The organism is Phenylobacterium sp., from assembly GCF_030679875.1.
Taxonomy (GTDB): domain Bacteria; phylum Pseudomonadota; class Alphaproteobacteria; order Caulobacterales; family Caulobacteraceae; genus Phenylobacterium.
In genome coordinates, this window is record NZ_JAUXSP010000002.1 from 36,742 (window position 1) to 52,484 (window position 15,743).

Genomic DNA, 15,743 nt, shown 5'->3' on the forward strand with positions numbered 1-15,743 from the left:
TCGGAACGCGCTCTGGTGGTCGATCCTGCGAGCGCAGGTGACGGGGCGGGCGGTGGCGGCTAGAAGCGCCTCATGACGCAGGAAAAAACTGGCTGGCTCCAGCGCCTGACCTCCGGCCTGTCGCGTTCGTCGCGACAGATGTCGGACACCGTGGTGGCGAGCTTCGTCAAGCAGCCCCTCGACCAGGCCAAGCTGGACGAGCTGGAAGAGATGCTGATCGAGGCCGATCTCGGTCCGCATTCGGCCGCCCGGATCACCGCCCGCTTCGCCGAGACCCGGTTCGGCAAGAGCGCCGACGAGACCGAGATCAAGGAGGCCCTGGCCGAGGCGATAGGTCAGGAGCTGTCGGCCCGGCGCGGGACCTTTGACCCCTTGGGCGGCCCCAGGCCCTATGTGGTGATGTTCATCGGGGTCAATGGCTCGGGCAAGACCACGACACTGGGCAAGATCGCCACCGACCTGACCCGCCAGGGCGCCAAGGTGCTGGTGGTGGCCGGCGACACCTTCCGCGCCGCGGCCGTCGAGCAGCTGGCGGTCTGGGCGCAGCGGGCCGGCGCCGACTTCATGTCCAGGCCCACGGGCTCGGACGCCGCGGGGCTGGCCTTTGACGCCCTGGAGCGGGCGCGAGCCGAGAACTACGATGTCCTGCTGATCGACACCGCCGGCCGCCTGCAGAACAAGCAGGGGCTGATGGACGAGCTCCTGAAGATCAACCGGGTGCTCAAGAAGATCGACCCGGAGGTCCCGCACGAGACCCTGCTGGTGCTCGACGCCACGGTGGGCCGCAATGCGCTGAACCAGGAAAACATCTTCGGCAACCAGATCGGGGTGTCGGGGATCGTCATGACCAAGCTGGATGGCACCGCCCGGGGCGGCGTCCTGGTGCCCGTCGCCCAGGCCTCAGACTCGCCCATCAAGCTGATCGGGGTTGGCGAGGGCGTCGATGATCTGCAACCCTTCGAGCCCCGGGCCTTTGCAAGGTCCCTGGTCGGACTGGACACCCCATGAGGCTTTCGCCGTCAACCCGCCGCACCGTCCGTTTCGTGGTCGATTACGGCGGCCTGATCACCTTTCTGATCGGCTTCTTTCTGTCGGGCCGCGACCTGGTGGAGGCCACCAAGTGGTTGGTGGGGGGCTCGGCGGTGGCGATCATCATCGGCCTGATCTTCGAGCGCCGGATCGCCCCCCTGCCGGCCATTTCCGGCGGCGCGGCTCTGGCCTTCGGCGGCCTGACGCTGTTTTTCAACGATCCCACCTTCGTGAAGATCAAGCCGACCATCATGAACCTGCTGTTCGCCGCGGGGCTGCTGGGCGGCCTGGCCTTCGGCAAGAGCCCCCTGAGGATGCTGATGGGGTCGAGCGTTCAGCTGCCCGACGTGGCCTGGCGCAAGCTGACCCTCAGCTACGGCCTGTTCTTCGCCGTCCTGGCGGGGCTGAACGAGGTGATCTGGCGCACCCAGAGCGACGAGATCTGGGTGCTGTTCCGCATGCCGGGCATCCTGATCCTGACCCTCATCTTCTCGTTCACCCAGGTGCCGCTGATGATGAAGTACGCCAAGACCGACGAGCCGCCCCCGCCGCCGACCCCAGGCTGAGCCCGCCCGTCACCGCGTTGCGCCGCCCACGGACCTTCCGTCGTCAAAGCGACGCACAAGGCCTATAGTCTGCGGGGTTATCGGGTGGGGCGGGAGAGCGGGCCGATGGCGAAAGACAAGGGTTCTGGCGACGCGACCCCGGGCGTGTCGGCGCTTGACGGCTCCCCCAGCCACCTGCTGCACCGGGCGCTGCAGGTCTCCCTCGACATCTATGCCGAGACCTTCAGCGACAGTGATCTGACCCAAAGGCAGTATGCGGTGCTCTCGGCGGTCGAGGCCCAGGAGGGCCTGACCCAGACCGATCTGGTGCGGGCCACCGGCATCGATCGCTCCACCCTGGCCGACATGGCCGCCCGGATGATCGCCAAGGGCCTGTTGGCCCGGGAGCGGTCCCAGGCTGACGCCCGGGCCAATGCGGTGCGGCTGACCGAGGCCGGCGCCGCTGTGCTGGCCGAGGCCCGCCCCAGGATGGCGACGGCCGATGAGCGCCTGATGCGGCTGATCAGCGGGTCCAAGCGCGAGACCTTCCTGGTCCAGCTGCGCCAGATGGTGGCCGCCGGTGAGGCGGGCGCCGAGGCCCAGTCGCCAGACGTCGCGACCAAGCCCGCCAAGCTCAAGAAGGACAAGTCCTCCAAGGACAAGGCGCCCAAGGACCGGGGCGCCAAGGGCGAGGGCAAGAAGAAGAAGAAGGCCAAGAAGGCGGCCTGAACCGGTTCAAGCCAGGCCGGCCCCACAAAAAAGCCCCGGCGGGTGAGCGCCGGGGCTTCGTCGTGCGTGATGTCTGCGGGGCCTAGCGGCGGTCGCCGAAGATGGCCAGCAGGAATTGGAACAGGTTGATGAAGTTGATGTAGAGGCTGAGCGCCCCGTAGTTGGTGGCCACGCTCATGGCGGTCTGGTCGCCGCCCAGCTGGTAATAGGTCATCTTCAGGCGCTGGGTGTCGAAGGCGATCAGGCCCGCGAAGATCAGCACCCCAAGAACGCTGATGATGAAGTTCATCATCGAGTTCTGGATGAACATATTGACCACCATGGCGATGATCAGGCCGAACAGGCCGACGATCAGGAAGCTGCCGAAGGCCGTAAGGTCCTTCTTGGTGGTGTAGCCGAACAGGGACAGGCCGCCGAAGGCCGTGGCCGTGATCAGGAAGGTCGAGGCGATGGATCCGCCGGTATAGACCAGGGTCAGCACGCCCATGCCGGCGCCGATCAGGGCGACGATGGTCCAGTAGAGCATCCCGGAGGTTTTCGGCGAGGCGTTCTTCAGGGCGAAGGCCCCGAACAGCATCACGGCCAGCGGCGCGAACGCCACGATCATCCCCAGGACGGTCATTCCGGCCAGGCGTCCATCAGCCGTGACCGTGTACATCAGGTCGCGGACGGGCGGGTACTGGCCGGTCACGAAGGCCAGGGCGGCCGACAGGACGAGGCCAAGCGCCACCTTGTTGTAGACGCCGAGCATGAAAGCGCGAAGACCCGCGTCCACCGACATGTCGGCGCGATCCGCGGGGATCGAGCGCGCGTGGGCGCGGTTGAAGTCGCTCATCGAGGCAAAGCCCTTTCTTGTGTGCGTCCACGATTGGACGCCTGCCTAATATCGGGACCCGAGAGGCTCCTGACAAGGATAACCGGAAAGCGGGCAAGGGATATCGGCGGATCCGTCCTGATTTTGCGGGTCGCGTCGGAGGCGGGGCGCCTGGAGGCCCAGGCGATCGTGGGCTAGCATCGCCGGATGCTTCGTCTATTCGCCGCCCTGGCCGTGCCCGAGGATGTCGCCGTGGCCCTGAGCGGCCGCCAGCGGGACCTGGAAGGCGCACGCTGGCGGCCTCTGGAGGCCCTGCACATCACCCTGCGCTTTTTCGGCGAAATCCCGGAGAACCAGGCCGATGATCTTGACGCCGAGCTGGGGTGCATCACCGGCCGTCCCCTTCAGATCCAGCTGGAAGGGGTTGGCGCCTTTGGCGAGGGCCGGGACATTCATGCGATCTGGGCCGGGGTGTCGGAAAGCGCCGAGCTACGCCAGCTGGCTGGACGGTGCGAGGCCGCCGCCCGTCGGGCCGGTCTTGCCCCGGACCGCCGAAACTACCGGCCCCATGTGACGCTCGCCTATCTGTCGCGGCCCGATCCGCCCGCCGTCGCCGCCTGGATCCAGACCCACAACCTTCTGAAATCTCCGGGGTTCTCCGTCGCCGGCTTCGGCCTCTATTCCAGCCACCGGGGGGACAGCGGGCCCGCCTATCGCCTGGAAAAGGACTATCCCCTGATCTGAGGTTTCAGGCCTCAAATCTGTCGTCAGGCGACAGCGTAGTCTTTCAGGACGCCCAGGGTGACGATGGCCAGGGTTTCCTCATGGGTCGCCTCCAGCACCAGTTTCGGGGCGCAACCGGCGTCCAGGGCTTCCTTCCAGCGGGGCGCGCACAGGCACCAGCGATCCCCGGGGCGGAGACCCGGAAACCCGCTCTCGGGAACCGGCGTCGACAGGTCATTGCCCCGGGACCGGGAGAAGGCCAGGAACTCGGCGCTCATCACCGCGCAGACCGTGTGCAGCCCCAGGTCATGGGGGCCGGTCTCGCAGCAGCCATTGCGGAAAAAGCCGGTGACGGGGTCCATCGAGCAGCGGACGAGCTCTTCCCCCAGAACGTTCTTGGCCTCGGCGTCGTATCGGATGGTCATGGTCCTATCCTAGACGCTAAGACGAGGCCTGCGCCAAGGGAGTCCCGCATCCATGAGACCGCCTTCCGCCGACACCCCCCCGCCGCCCGGGCGTCCCCGGCGCAGCGCCCTCTATATGCCCGCCGCCAATCCCCGGGCGCTGGCCAAGGCCCGGGACCTGGCCTGTGACGTGGTGATCCTCGACCTGGAGGACGCCGTCGCCCCTGAGGCCAAGGCCGAGGCCCGTCAGGCCGCCTGCGCCGCCGTGGCGGCGGGGGGTTTTGGCGACCGGGAAGTGGTCATCCGCATCAACAGCCTGGCGACAGAATGGGGCGGGGCCGACCTCGCCGCGGCGGTTCAGGCCCGCCCCGACGCCATCCTGCTTCCCAAGATCAACGGCCCTGACGATCTGGCGCCCTATGCCCAGGCCCGGCCCGAAGGGGTTGCGCTCTGGGCCATGGTCGAGACTTGCCAGGTCCTGTTCCGCCTCGACCCCCTGGGGGCCGCAGCGAAGGCGCATGGACTGACCACCCTGGTGGCCGGGACAAACGATCTGGCCAAGGAGATGGGCTGCAGACATGACGCCGAACGCGCGCCCCTGCTGGCGGCCCTCTCGCTCATGGTGGCCGCGGCCCGCGCGCACGGACTTGTGATCCTGGACGGCGTCTTCAATGGCCTCGATGACGCCCAGGGCCTGGCCCGCCAGTGCGCCCAGGGTGAGGCCTTCGGATTCGACGGCAAGACCCTGATCCATCCCAGCCAGATCGAGGCCGCCAATCGCGCCTTCTCGCCCGATCCCGAGGCCGTGGCCTGGGCCAGGCGGGTGGTGGAGGCCTTTGATTCGCCGGAAAACACCGCTAGGGGCGTCATTCGCGTCGAGGGACGCATGGTCGAACGGCTGCATCTGGATCAGGCCCGTCGTCTGCTCGCCGTAGCCGACGCCATCGCCGCGACCTGACTGGCCGCCCGGAAGACGAAGGAGCCACGCCCCATGGGATGGATCGCCCCGCCCCCCCGTCGCCCGCTCCCCCTGCGGCGGCCCCTGATGGCGGCCCTCGCCGCGCTGCTGGCGTCCAGCCCGGCCCTGGCGCAGTCGTCCGATCCCATCGGCGACCTGCTAGGCGGTGACGGGCCGCTGGTCACCGCCCCGCCCCCCGGACCTGCGCCGGCCGCTCCAGCGCCAGCGCCAGCTCCCGTTCCGGCGCCGGTGGCTCCGGCGCCGGTCGCGCCGGTTGCAGTTCCGACTCCGCGCCCTCAAGCGAGCCCGCCGCCGCCCGCCGCCGCGGTGACGCCGGCGCCCGCCCTGCGCCCGGACCGGACCATCGCCTCCCAGCCGGTTTTCCTTGATGAGCGTCAGGCCGTGGCGGGTCAGCTCAGCGCCGAGGAGCGCGGCTATGAGGATCGGCTTCGGGCCTCCTACAACTCGGCCCAGGGGCTACAGGGCCCCCTCGACGGGGGTTGGGCCCTGATGACCATGGCCGGACAGGACCTCTATGCCCTGCGGTTTGTCGACCGGGGCTCGGGACCCCTGGAGGGCGCCTGGCGCGACGCCCGCCGGCCGGGCTCCCTGGATGGCTTCGGCTTCCTCGACAATATTGAGCGGCGCGGCGGCCAGGTGACCCTGCGCTTCACTCCCAGGCGAGGCGCGCCGCCCAGCGTGATCACCCTTTCGGCCGGCGCCGAAGGCCAGTGGTCGGGGGAGATGATCGAGGATGGCGTCCCGCGCGGCGTGATGATGCGCCGCCGCTAGGCGCCCTGCAGGGCTTGCCGGGCGACACCAAGGGCGTGCGTCAAGGCCGCGCCTTCGTAGGCAAGGGCCGCGCTGTGTCCCCAGACGGGGCCGGGCCAGGCCGGATCGTCTCGCCTGCGGCCCACCACATGAACATGCAGCTGGGGCGTGACATTGCCGAGGGCGCCGGTATTCAGCTTGTCGATCGGCCGGCCCACAGCCTGGCCCATGGCGCGCACCGCCCGGCCGGCCGCCAGGATTTCGGCCATCAGCCGGGGGAGATCGGCTGGGGACAGATCCTCCAGCTCCCGGGCCGCCGACACTTTGGGGATCAGCACGATCCAGGGATAGCGGGAGTCATCCTGCAGCCTCGCCTCACACAGGGGGAGCTCAAGGAGCCGGTGGGAGCTGGCTGCGAAGGCGGGGTCCAGGGCGAACATCGCCCCAGACTGGAGCCACAGCGCCCGGGCCACAAGCCAGCAGCCTTGCCGCCGGGGCGCTGCTTGGGTTAGGGACCGCCAACAAGTCGGCCAAAGCCAGGAGATATCCCATGACCAGCAAGACCCCGATCCGCGTCGCGGTCACCGGCGCGGCCGGCAATATCGGCTACGCCCTGCTCTTCCGCATCGCCTCGGGCGAAATGCTCGGCAAGGACCAGCCGGTCATCCTGCAGATGCTGGAGATCCCCACCGAAGGCGCCCAGAAGGCCCTGAAGGGCGTGGCCATGGAGCTGGACGACTGCGCCTTCCCGCTGCTGGCCGACATGGTGCTGACTGACGATCCCAAGGTGGCCTTCAAGGACGCCAACTGGAGCCTGCTGGTGGGCTCCAAGCCCCGCGGTCCCGGCATGGAGCGCGCCGACCTCTTGAAGGACAACGGCAAGATCTTCATCGCCCAGGGCCAGGCCATCGATGCGGTCGCCGCCGATGACGCCCGCGTCGCGGTGGTGGGCAACCCCTGCAACACCAACGTCATGATCGCCGCCAGCCAGGCCAAGCGCCTGTCGCCGGACCGCTTCACCGCCATGGTGCGCCTGGACGAGAACCGCGGCCGCGCCCAGCTGGCCAAGAAGGCCGGCGTCTCGATCAACGAGGTCTCCGAACTCTACATCTACGGCAACCACAGCCCGACCATGTTCGCCGACTTCACCCACGCCAAGATCGGCGGCAAGGCCGCGGCTGACGTCATCGGCGACGAAGCCTGGCTGAAGAACGACTACCTGCCCACCGTGGGCAAGCGCGGCGCGGCCATCATCGAGGCCCGCGGCCAGAGCTCGGCGGCCTCGGCGGCCAACGCCCTGATCGATCATGTCCGCGACCTGGTCACGCCCGGCAAGATTCACTCCGTGGCGATCAACAGCGAGGGCCGCTACGGCTTCGCCGAAGGGATCTGGGCCGGCATGCCGGTGAAGACCACGGCGCCGGGCGCCTATGAGGTGGTCACCACCTACGAGATGGACGAGTTCGCCAAGTCCAAGATCGCCATCACCAATGACGAGCTGGTCGGCGAGCGCGACACCGTGAAAGACATGCTCGGCTGATCGACGGCTTAAGCCTGAGGACAGATCTGAACGTGAGGGCGGCCCGGGCGACCGGCGCCGCCCTTTCTGTTGGGCGCTTAGCTTCCTGATCTCACCAGGACGGCGGCCAGATCGGTTCTTCCGGCGGCGCGAGGGCGGCCTGGTCCTCGAGTTCGGCGATGCGGGCGGCATAGACCTCGGCCACTGCGGCCGGCGCCTCCCGGGCGGCGTCCTCCCGGGCCCTCAACCAACGGCGCTGCTGCCGCTCCAGCCGCCAGTCGGGAATGCCCGCGGCCAGGGCCTGCTCATAGGCCGCCGCCAGCTGCTGGTCGGCCTGGGCCAGGACCGGATCGGCGCAGACCACCCGCTCAGCCGGGGTGCGGGCCCGGCGGCAGTCGAAACTGGGGGAAAAGGCCAAGCTGGCAGGCTGGCGGAGATCCGCGGCGGCGAAGGGCGGCGCCTCAGGCGCCTGGGCGAGGTCAGGCTGAGGCGCCGGCTCCGGCGGCGGATTATGAGGCGCGGCCTCCGCCATGTCCTGCGGCAGCACATCCAGCGGCGCGCCTGACATCGATGGCGGGGCGGTCGCGGCGGGGCGCTCGGCGACCTGGATGTCCAGGGTCTCGGCGCCCGGAGGGGCCATGTCGGGCGGGTCGCCGGGCAGGGCGAGGCCCACGGCCAGGACGCAGGCCAACGCCAGGGCGGCGGCCCCGGCGATCCACAGTCCCGTCCGTCTGGGCCGGTCGCGCCGCGGGCCAATCGGCTCCAGCCGCAGGTCTCCGGCCTCTGACGCGGGGGGCGTGGCTCGGGTGGTCTCTGAGGCGTCGGGCTCTGGAGCGTCGAGGTTCATGCGGGCCACGCTGATGATCTATCGGTCCTGTATCGACAAGGCTGGCCGCATACGCCTGAATTGCGGCTGAACGAAGCGAGGGGGTGGATGATGAGCTTGCCGACAACGCCGACGGGCCAGGCCTTTGGGCCAACGCTCGAGACCGCGCGCCTGATCCTGCGCCCGCCCGTGATGGCGGACTTCGAGCCCTGGTGCGCCTTTTCCGCCGACGAGGAGGCGGCCCGCCATATCGGCGGGCCGATGGGGCCGGCCCAGGTCTGGCGCTCGATGATGATGATCGCCGGCTCCTGGTCCCTTGAGGGCTTTTCCATGTTCTCGGTGATCGAGAAGGAGAGCGGCCGCTGGATCGGCCGGCTGGGCCCCTGGCGCCCGTTCGGCTGGCCGGGGACGGAGGTGGGCTGGGGCGTCATTCGCGATTGCTGGGGGCGGGGCTACGCCACCGAAGGGGCGACGGCGGCCATGGATTTCGCCTTTGACCATCTGGGCTGGGACGAGGTGGTCCACACGATTGAGCCGGTCAATGTGAACTCCCAGGCGGTCGCCCGTCGGCTGGGATCGCAGGTCCTGCGCCAGGCCCGTCTGCCGCTCCCCATGGATGTGCAGGTCGATGTCTGGGGCCAGAGCCGCGAGGCCTGGCGCGCCCGGCGGCTCTAGTACCAGCCGGCCGCCCGCAGCTGGCGGGAATAGGTGCGGCTGACGGGCGCCTCGACCCCGCTCTTCAAGGTCAGGACCGCCCGGCCATCGCCGCGACGGGCGTCCTCGACCGCGCGCCTGGCCACCCACCATGAGCGATGCACCTGGGCGCCCTCCAGCCCGTCCAGCTCCTCGACCGCATCGCTCAGGCGCATCAGAATCAGATCCTGGCCCCGGGAAGTGTGCAGGCGCAGATAGTGGTCCTCGGCCTCGATGGCGTAGAGGTCGGCCCCCCGCAGGCGCGGGGGCAGCCGCTCGAGGAACCGCACCGGCCGTGGCGGGGCCTCGGCCGCGCTCAGCCGCCGCATCGCCTGCCTGCGGCTTTCCACCAGGGTGTTCAGCACCGTCATGGCCAGTGACAGGATGAAGACGCTGCCAAACAGGTAGGGCAGGCCCCTCAGGGGGATCTGGTGACCAAAGGCCAGCCAGGTCGCGACCCAGACCAGGCCGGTGAAGGGCGCGGCCATGGCCAGGGCGGCCCACAGGCAGCTGAGCCACAGCCCGGCCGGCGGGCCGTCTTCGTCACCATGGTCAGGGAAGAGGGCGCGGGCGACGAAACCGCCCCACAGGGCGCCGATCCCCATCATCGGCAGCCAATAGGCCAACCGCAGCCCTATGGGAGCGTCCTCATCGACGAAGGCCCCCGACAGGGCCAGGAACACCCCGACCGCCAAGGCGATGGCGAACCCCCGGAGCCAGCCGGTGTGATCCTCATAGGGCCCCCAAGCGAAGGGACGACGCGCGCTCGACGCTTCGCCGCCGGCGGGGGGCGGCGATTCACGACGGCCTGGCGTCATTCCACGAAACCACGCTGGTCGCCTGTCCGTCCTCAAGCCTTGTCTCCGCTCAGATCGCGGCCTGGCCGCAGACCCAGGAGATAACCCATGTCGCTCGCCCCGCAAGACAGCGTCCCCCATCGGAACCGCCCGCCTTTGACCTGGACCTTTGGCCGCGGCTTCGCCCTGAGCATGGTGGTGGTGCTCGTCGTCCTGGCCGGCGCCATGTGGGGAATTTGGCCCGCGATCTGGAGGGAACTGGCCGCGGCGCGCCCCCACGCCCCCGATTTCGCCCTCTTGGCGGGCCTGTCGCCGGTGATCAAGATCCACCTCTATACCGCGCTCGCGGCGCTCGTCCTGGGCGCCGTGCTGATGACCGCGCGCAAGGGCCGGACCTTCCACCGCATCGCCGGCTGGATGTGGGTGGCGCTGGTCATGACGACGGCGGTCTCAACCCTGTTCATCACCAGCCTGAGTCCCGGACGGTGGTCGCTGATCCACCTTTTCACCGGCTGGACCCTGATCATTCTGCCCTTGGCGGTGATCTGGGCGAAGCGCCGCGACGTAGCTCGCCATCGCCGGGCGATGATGGGCCTCTTCTATGGCGCCTTCGCCATCAATCTGGCCTTCGCCTTCATTCCCGGCCGGACCATGTGGAACCTATTCTTTGGCTGAGGCGACCATGTCACTTTGGTTGGGGTGTGACGTCGGGTTAGCGGGTTGCCACGCTGTGAGGCGGCGCCTATAAGCCCGAGAACTCGCCGGTCCGGGCGAGACGATTTCAGCGACAAATCGCAGCCTCATGAACATCCACGAGCATCAAGCCAAAGCCGTCCTCGCAGAGTTCGGCGTGGCGGTTCCGCGCGGCTTCGCCGCCCATACCGTCGAAGAGGCCGCCCAGGCCGCCGAGAAGCTGGGAGGCCCGGTCTGGGTCGTGAAATCCCAGATTCACGCCGGCGGACGCGGTAAGGGCCGCTTCGAAGGCCTCGGTCCTGACGCCAAGGGCGGGGTTCGGGTCGTCAAGTCCGCCGCCGATGTGAAGTCCAGCGCTGAGGAGATGCTCGGCCGGGTGCTGGTGACGCACCAGACCGGCCCCAAGGGCAAGCAGGTCAATCGCCTCTATATTGAGGAAGGCGCGGCCATCGCCCGGGAGCTATACCTCTCCCTGCTGGTCGACCGTGACACCAGCCGCGTTTCGGTGGTCGCCTCCACCGAAGGCGGCATGGACATCGAAGAGGTCGCCGCTTCGACCCCTGAAAAGATCATCAGCTTCTCCATCGACCCGGCCACCGGCGTTTTCCCGCATCATGGGCGGAACCTGGCCAAGTCGCTGGGCCTGACCGGCGGTCTGGCCAAGGAAGCCGCCACCCTGCTCGGCCAGCTCTATGCGGCGTTCCTCGCCAAGGACATGGAGATGCTGGAGATCAACCCGCTGATCGTCACCGCTGACGATCACCTGCGGGTGCTGGACGCCAAGGTCAGCTTCGACGGCAATGCGCTCTACCGCCACGCCGACATCGTGGCCCTGCGCGACACCAGCGAAGAGGACGACAAGGAAATCGAGGCGTCCAAGTACGACCTCTCCTACATCGCCCTGGATGGCGAGATCGGCTGCATGGTCAATGGCGCGGGCCTGGCCATGGCGACCATGGACATCATCAAGCTCTACGGCGCCGAGCCGGCCAACTTCCTCGACGTGGGCGGCGGCGCGACCAAGGAGAAGGTCATCGCGGCCTTCAAGATCATCACCGCCGATCCCAGCGTGAAGGGGATCCTGGTCAATATCTTCGGCGGCATCATGCGCTGCGACATCATCGCCGAGGGCGTGGTCGAGGCGGTGAAGGAAGTCGGCCTGCAGGTGCCCCTGGTGGTTCGCCTGGAAGGCACCAATGTCGAGCTCGGCAAGAAGATCATCGCCGAGAGCGGACTGAACGTCGTGTCCGCCGATGATCTGTCGGACGGCGCTGAAAAGATCGTCAAGGCCGTTCGGGGAGCCGCTTAATGTCCATCCTCATCGGAAAAGACACCCGTGTCATCTGCCAGGGCATCACCGGCAGCCAGGGCACCTTCCACTCTGAACAGGCCATCGCCTACGGCACCAAGATGGTCGGCGGCGTGACGCCCGGTAAGGGCGGGACGACCCATATCGGCCTGCCGGTGTTCGACACCGTCGGCGAGGCGGTCCGCGAGACCGGCGCCGAGGCCAGCGTGATCTATGTCCCGCCGCCGTTCGCCGCGGACTCGATCCTGGAAGCCATCCAGGCCGAGATCCCCCTGATCATCTGCATCACCGAGGGCATCCCGGTGGCCGACATGGTCAAGGTCAAGCGCGCCCTGTCGGGCTCCAAGTCCCGCCTGATCGGCCCCAACTGCCCGGGCGTGCTGACGCCCGATGAGTGCAAGATCGGCATCATGCCGGGAAATATCTTCAAGCGCGGCTCGGTGGGTGTTGTCTCCCGCTCCGGCACGCTTACCTACGAGGCTGTGTTTCAGACCACTCAGGTGGGCTTGGGCCAGACCACGGCCGTCGGCATCGGCGGCGACCCGGTCAAGGGCACCGAGTTCATCGATGTGCTTCAGATGTTCCTCGACGACGACGAGACCGAGTCGATCATCATGATCGGCGAGATCGGCGGCGCAGCCGAGGAAGCGGCGGCTGAATTCATCAAGAATTCACCAAAGAAGAAGCCTATGGTCGGATTCATCGCGGGACGCACCGCCCCCCCTGGGCGGCGGATGGGTCACGCGGGCGCAATCATTTCGGGCGGCAAGGGCGGCGCCGAGGACAAGATCGCGGCGATGGAAGATGCGGGCATCCGCGTCTCGCCTTCTCCGGCGAAACTCGGCGAAACCCTGCTCCAGGTGCTCAAGGGCGCCTGACACAATCAAGCGTATGGCGGTCCGCCGTCGGCTCCTCTCACCAAGAAGCTTCGCGGGCCGTCTGGAAGCGGAAGCATGGCGGACGACGCAGGTCTGATCAACGAGGTGCTCGCCGAGACCTCGTTCCTCTATGGCGGCAACCTGGCCTTCGTGGAGGATCTCTACGCCCGGTGGGCGGAGAACCCGGGCTCGGTGGAGCCCTCCTGGCGGGCCTTCTTCGCCTCGCTCCACGAGCGGGCCGAAGAGATCAAGGCCGCCGCCGTCAAGCCCGGCTGGGTCCGGCCTGACGCAGCGCCTGCGCGTCCGGACTGGCTCTCGGCCCTGGACGGCCTCTGGCCGGCCGTCGAAGCCAAGCTGGAAAAGAAGGTCGCCGAGCGGACGCCCGCCGCCTCCACGGACGCCGTCCGCGCCGCCACCCTGGATTCCCTGCGCGCCATCATGATGATCCGGGCCTACCGGATGCGCGGACATCTGCGGGCCAATCTCGACCCCCTGGGCATCGCCATCGTCCCCGGCGACGCCAGCGAGCTGGACCCGGCCTCCTACGGCTTCACTGAGGCCGACTACGACCGACCGATCTTCCTGGACTATGTCCTGGGCCTGGAGACCTCCACGGTCCGGGAGATTCTCGACATCCTGCGGCGCACCTACTGCGGCGACCTGGGCGTGCAGTACATGCACATCTCCGACCCGCACCAGAAGGCCTGGATGCAGGAGCGGATCGAGGGTCGCGACAAGGAAATCGAGTTCACCGAGAAGGGCAAGGTCGCCATTCTCAAGAAGCTGATCGAGGCCGAGGGCTTCGAACGCTTCCTGCACCGCCGCTTCCCCGGCACCAAGCGCTTTGGCCTGGACGGCGGCGAGGCCATGGTCCCGGCGCTCGAACAGATCATCAAGCGCGGCGGGGCCCTGGGCGTCCGCGACATCGTGCTGGGCATGCCCCACCGGGGTCGCCTGAACGTCCTGGCCGCGGTGATGGGCAAGCCCTACCAGGTGATCTTCCACGAATTTCAGGGCGGCTCGTCCCTGCCCACCGACATCGAGGGCTCTGGTGATGTGAAGTATCACCTGGGCGCATCGTCGGACCGCGAGTTCGACGGCAACTCTGTCCACCTGTCCCTGACGGCCAATCCCAGCCATCTGGAAATCGTCAATCCGGTAGTGATTGGTAAGGCGCGGGCCAAGCAGGCCTTCGCCCTGCGGGACAACCCCGAAGCCGGGCGTGGTCACGTCCTGCCCCTGCTGTTGCACGGGGACGCGGCCTTCGCCGGCCAAGGGGTGGTGGCCGAATGCTTCGCCCTGTCTGGCCTCAAGGGCTATGGGGTCGGTGGTTCGATCCACTTCATCGTCAATAACCAGATCGGCTTCACCACCAGCCCGAAGAACAGCCGGTCCTCGCCTTATCCCTCCGACGTCGCCCTGATGGTCGAGGCGCCGATCTTCCACGTGAACGGGGACGATCCCGAGGCCGTGGTGTTCGCCGCCAAGGTGGCCACCGAGTTCCGCCAGCAGTTTGGCAAGGACGTGGTCATCGACATGTTCTGCTATCGCCGGTTTGGTCACAACGAGGGTGACGACCCGACGATGACCCAGCCTTTGATGTACGCCAAGATCAAGGGCCACCCGTCGACCCGCGAAATCTACACCAAGCGCCTGATCGACGAGAAGGTTGTCACGACCGAGGAGGTGGACGGCTGGATCGCCGAGTTCGCCGACTTCCTCGACAAGGAATTTGACGCCGGCAAGGACTATAAGGCCAACAAGGCCGACTGGCTGGACGGCAAGTGGTCAGGCCTGACCCTGCCCACCACCGAGGATCGTCGCGGCGACACCGCCGTGCCCCTGCAGAAGCTGCTGGACCTCGGCCGCAAGATCACCGCCGCCCCTGAGCGCATCAGCGTCCACAAGACCGTCGCCCGGGTTCTGCAGACCCGCCGCGACGCCATTGAGGGCGGTGAGGGCCTGGACTGGGCGACCGCAGAACACCTCGCCTTCGCCGCGCTGTTGGATGAGGGCTATCCGGTCCGTCTGTCGGGCCAGGACAGCGCGCGGGGAACCTTCACCCAGCGCCACTCGGCCCTGATCGACCAGAAGACCGAGGAAACCTATTTCCCGCTGCGCAACCTCTCGCCGACCCAGGCGCATTTCGAGGTGCTGGATTCGGCCCTGTCGGAAGAGGCGGTGCTCGGTTTTGAATACGGCTTCTCCCTGGCCGAGCCCCGGACCCTGACCCTTTGGGAGGCTCAGTTCGGCGACTTCACCAACGGCGCCCAGGTGGTCATCGACCAGTTCATCTCGTCGGGCGAACGCAAATGGCTGCGCATGAGCGGCCTCGTGATGCTGCTGCCTCACGGCTATGAGGGCCAGGGCCCCGAGCACTCATCGGCCCGGCTCGAGCGGTTCCTGCAGTCCTGCGCCGAGGACAATATGCAGGTGGCCAACTGCACCACCCCGGCCAACTATTTCCATATTCTGCGCCGCCAGCTGCTTCGGGAGTTCCGAAAGCCGCTGATCATCATGACGCCAAAGAGCCTGCTGCGTCACAAGAAGGCCGTCTCGCGCCTGACCGATCTGTCCGAAGGCTCGTCCTTCCACCGCGTGCTGCTGGACGACGCCGAGCGGGGCGAGAACACGACGGTCAGCCTAGTTCCCGACGACAAGATCCGCCGGGTGCTCCTGTGCTCGGGCAAGGTCTATTACGACCTGCTGGAGGCCCGCGAGGCCAAGGGCGTCGATGACGTCTACATCCTGCGCCTGGAGCAGTTCTACCCCTGGCCGGTGAAGTCCCTGTCCAACGAACTCAAGCGGTTCAAGGACGCCGAGCTGGTCTGGTGCCAGGAAGAACCGAAGAATATGGGCGGCTGGACCTTCGTCGATCCGTGGCTGGAGCTGACCCTCGAGCGCCTGGACGTCCAGTCCCGCCGGGCCCGCTACGTGGGCCGTCCGGCCTCGGCCTCCACGGCGGCGGGCCTGATGAGCCGCCACCTGGCCGAACTGGAAACCTTCCTCAGCGAAGCCTTCGCCTAGGCCTCGTCCGTCAAAGAACTCAATAAGA

Annotated in this window: 17 protein-coding genes; 12 read left to right on the forward strand and 5 right to left on the reverse strand. The window is 67.8% G+C overall.

The features are described from left to right. Window positions 1–72 precede the first annotated feature (72 nt). The 3 genes from ftsY to Q8K84_RS00595 all read left to right on the forward strand — a co-directional run bounded on the left by ftsY (window position 73) and on the right by Q8K84_RS00595 (window position 2,303). On the forward strand, window positions 73–1,008 hold the full coding sequence (ftsY, locus tag Q8K84_RS00585; RefSeq protein ID WP_305279526.1) for a signal recognition particle-docking protein FtsY: 936 nt from the start codon (window positions 73–75) through the stop codon (window positions 1,006–1,008). Then, window positions 1,005–1,595 (forward strand): inner membrane-spanning protein YciB, encoded by a 591-nt coding sequence (locus Q8K84_RS00590; protein WP_305279528.1) that lies wholly within the window; start codon window positions 1,005–1,007, stop codon window positions 1,593–1,595. The genes ftsY and Q8K84_RS00590 overlap by 4 nt, the downstream gene beginning before the upstream one ends. A 105-nt stretch (window positions 1,596–1,700) precedes the next feature. After that, window positions 1,701–2,303 (forward strand): MarR family winged helix-turn-helix transcriptional regulator, encoded by a 603-nt coding sequence (locus tag Q8K84_RS00595; protein ID WP_305279532.1) that lies wholly within the window; start codon window positions 1,701–1,703, stop codon window positions 2,301–2,303. An 82-nt stretch (window positions 2,304–2,385) separates the two neighbouring features. Here the strand turns inward: Q8K84_RS00595 and Q8K84_RS00600 are convergent, their stop codons facing one another. Then, complete coding sequence (locus Q8K84_RS00600; protein WP_305279535.1) at window positions 2,386–3,138, reverse strand: Bax inhibitor-1/YccA family protein; 753 nt, start codon at window positions 3,136–3,138, stop codon at window positions 2,386–2,388. A gap of 186 nt (window positions 3,139–3,324) precedes the next feature. On the opposite strand from Q8K84_RS00600, the gene thpR reads away from it, so the two are divergent. Further along, window positions 3,325–3,861 (forward strand): RNA 2',3'-cyclic phosphodiesterase, encoded by a 537-nt coding sequence (gene thpR, locus Q8K84_RS00605; RefSeq protein WP_305279537.1) that lies wholly within the window; start codon window positions 3,325–3,327, stop codon window positions 3,859–3,861. A gap of 23 nt (window positions 3,862–3,884) precedes the next feature. Here the strand turns inward: thpR and Q8K84_RS00610 are convergent, their stop codons facing one another. After that, window positions 3,885–4,265: a DUF2237 family protein gene (locus Q8K84_RS00610; RefSeq protein ID WP_305279540.1), complete on the reverse strand. Its 381-nt coding sequence runs from the start codon at window positions 4,263–4,265 to the stop codon at window positions 3,885–3,887. 52 nt (window positions 4,266–4,317) lie between these two features. Here Q8K84_RS00610 and Q8K84_RS00615 point away from each other — a divergent pair, with 52 nt between their 5' ends. Both Q8K84_RS00615 and Q8K84_RS00620 read left to right on the forward strand, forming a co-directional pair. After that, a complete protein-coding gene (locus tag Q8K84_RS00615; RefSeq protein WP_305279542.1) occupies window positions 4,318–5,202 on the forward strand; it encodes a CoA ester lyase in 885 nt (294 codons plus the stop codon). Window positions 5,203–5,235: 33 nt separating this feature from the next. Continuing rightward, entirely contained in the window at window positions 5,236–5,994 is a 759-nt protein-coding gene (locus tag Q8K84_RS00620; RefSeq protein WP_305279545.1) for a hypothetical protein, read from the forward strand. Here Q8K84_RS00620 and Q8K84_RS00625 read toward each other — a convergent pair. Further along, on the reverse strand, window positions 5,991–6,413 hold the full coding sequence (locus Q8K84_RS00625) for an HIT domain-containing protein (protein ID WP_305280018.1): 423 nt from the start codon (window positions 6,411–6,413) through the stop codon (window positions 5,991–5,993). The two genes, Q8K84_RS00620 and Q8K84_RS00625, sit on opposite strands and share 4 nt — an antisense overlap. Before the next feature lie 110 nt (window positions 6,414–6,523). On the opposite strand from Q8K84_RS00625, the gene Q8K84_RS00630 reads away from it, so the two are divergent. After that, on the forward strand, window positions 6,524–7,513 hold the full coding sequence (locus tag Q8K84_RS00630) for a malate dehydrogenase (protein ID WP_305279548.1): 990 nt from the start codon (window positions 6,524–6,526) through the stop codon (window positions 7,511–7,513). Between the two features lie 91 nt (window positions 7,514–7,604). On the opposite strand, the gene Q8K84_RS00635 is transcribed toward Q8K84_RS00630, so the two are convergent. Beyond that, on the reverse strand, window positions 7,605–8,348 hold the full coding sequence (locus tag Q8K84_RS00635; RefSeq protein ID WP_305279551.1) for a lysozyme inhibitor LprI family protein: 744 nt from the start codon (window positions 8,346–8,348) through the stop codon (window positions 7,605–7,607). A gap of 81 nt (window positions 8,349–8,429) precedes the next feature. Between Q8K84_RS00635 and Q8K84_RS00640 the strand changes: the two genes are divergently transcribed. Beyond that, on the forward strand, window positions 8,430–8,993 hold the full coding sequence (locus Q8K84_RS00640) for a GNAT family N-acetyltransferase (protein WP_305279554.1): 564 nt from the start codon (window positions 8,430–8,432) through the stop codon (window positions 8,991–8,993). Here the strand turns inward: Q8K84_RS00640 and Q8K84_RS00645 are convergent. Further along, window positions 8,990–9,829: a LytTR family DNA-binding domain-containing protein gene (locus Q8K84_RS00645; protein ID WP_305279557.1), complete on the reverse strand. Its 840-nt coding sequence runs from the start codon at window positions 9,827–9,829 to the stop codon at window positions 8,990–8,992. The genes Q8K84_RS00640 and Q8K84_RS00645 overlap by 4 nt on opposite strands. An 87-nt stretch (window positions 9,830–9,916) precedes the next feature. Here Q8K84_RS00645 and Q8K84_RS00650 point away from each other — a divergent pair, with 87 nt between their 5' ends. The 4 genes from Q8K84_RS00650 (at window position 9,917) to Q8K84_RS00665 (ending at window position 15,715) form a co-directional block, all read left to right on the forward strand. Next, on the forward strand, window positions 9,917–10,483 hold the full coding sequence (locus Q8K84_RS00650) for a DUF2306 domain-containing protein (RefSeq protein WP_305279560.1): 567 nt from the start codon (window positions 9,917–9,919) through the stop codon (window positions 10,481–10,483). Between the two features lie 127 nt (window positions 10,484–10,610). After that, window positions 10,611–11,810, forward strand: a complete 1,200-nt coding sequence (gene sucC / locus Q8K84_RS00655; RefSeq protein WP_305279563.1) for an ADP-forming succinate--CoA ligase subunit beta — start codon at window positions 10,611–10,613, stop codon at window positions 11,808–11,810. Then, on the forward strand, window positions 11,810–12,688 hold the full coding sequence (gene sucD, locus Q8K84_RS00660) for a succinate--CoA ligase subunit alpha (RefSeq protein WP_305279565.1): 879 nt from the start codon (window positions 11,810–11,812) through the stop codon (window positions 12,686–12,688). Before sucC ends, sucD begins: the two co-directional genes overlap by 1 nt. A 75-nt stretch (window positions 12,689–12,763) precedes the next feature. Continuing rightward, window positions 12,764–15,715 (forward strand): 2-oxoglutarate dehydrogenase E1 component, encoded by a 2,952-nt coding sequence (locus tag Q8K84_RS00665; RefSeq protein WP_305279568.1) that lies wholly within the window; start codon window positions 12,764–12,766, stop codon window positions 15,713–15,715. Window positions 15,716–15,743 lie beyond the last annotated feature (28 nt).

Bases quoted from the DNA above. Each gene is read 5' to 3' on its own strand.
- ftsY (WP_305279526.1), top strand. From the start codon at position 73: ATGACGCAGGAAAAAACTGGCTGGCTCCAGCGCCTGACCTCCGGCCTG.
- Q8K84_RS00590 (WP_305279528.1), top strand. From the start codon at position 1,005: ATGAGGCTTTCGCCGTCAACCCGCCGCACCGTCCGTTTCGTGGTCGAT.
- Q8K84_RS00595 (WP_305279532.1), top strand. From the start codon at position 1,701: ATGGCGAAAGACAAGGGTTCTGGCGACGCGACCCCGGGCGTGTCGGCG.
- Q8K84_RS00600 (WP_305279535.1), bottom strand. From the start codon at position 3,138: ATGAGCGACTTCAACCGCGCCCACGCGCGCTCGATCCCCGCGGATCGC.
- thpR (WP_305279537.1), top strand. From the start codon at position 3,325: ATGCTTCGTCTATTCGCCGCCCTGGCCGTGCCCGAGGATGTCGCCGTG.
- Q8K84_RS00610 (WP_305279540.1), bottom strand. From the start codon at position 4,265: ATGACCATCCGATACGACGCCGAGGCCAAGAACGTTCTGGGGGAAGAG.
- Q8K84_RS00615 (WP_305279542.1), top strand. From the start codon at position 4,318: ATGAGACCGCCTTCCGCCGACACCCCCCCGCCGCCCGGGCGTCCCCGG.
- Q8K84_RS00620 (WP_305279545.1), top strand. From the start codon at position 5,236: ATGGGATGGATCGCCCCGCCCCCCCGTCGCCCGCTCCCCCTGCGGCGG.
- Q8K84_RS00625 (WP_305280018.1), bottom strand. From the start codon at position 6,413: ATGTTCGCCCTGGACCCCGCCTTCGCAGCCAGCTCCCACCGGCTCCTT.
- Q8K84_RS00630 (WP_305279548.1), top strand. From the start codon at position 6,524: ATGACCAGCAAGACCCCGATCCGCGTCGCGGTCACCGGCGCGGCCGGC.
- Q8K84_RS00640 (WP_305279554.1), top strand. From the start codon at position 8,430: ATGAGCTTGCCGACAACGCCGACGGGCCAGGCCTTTGGGCCAACGCTC.
- Q8K84_RS00645 (WP_305279557.1), bottom strand. From the start codon at position 9,829: ATGACGCCAGGCCGTCGTGAATCGCCGCCCCCCGCCGGCGGCGAAGCG.
- Q8K84_RS00650 (WP_305279560.1), top strand. From the start codon at position 9,917: ATGTCGCTCGCCCCGCAAGACAGCGTCCCCCATCGGAACCGCCCGCCT.
- sucC (WP_305279563.1), top strand. From the start codon at position 10,611: ATGAACATCCACGAGCATCAAGCCAAAGCCGTCCTCGCAGAGTTCGGC.
- sucD (WP_305279565.1), top strand. From the start codon at position 11,810: ATGTCCATCCTCATCGGAAAAGACACCCGTGTCATCTGCCAGGGCATC.
- Q8K84_RS00665 (WP_305279568.1), top strand. From the start codon at position 12,764: ATGGCGGACGACGCAGGTCTGATCAACGAGGTGCTCGCCGAGACCTCG.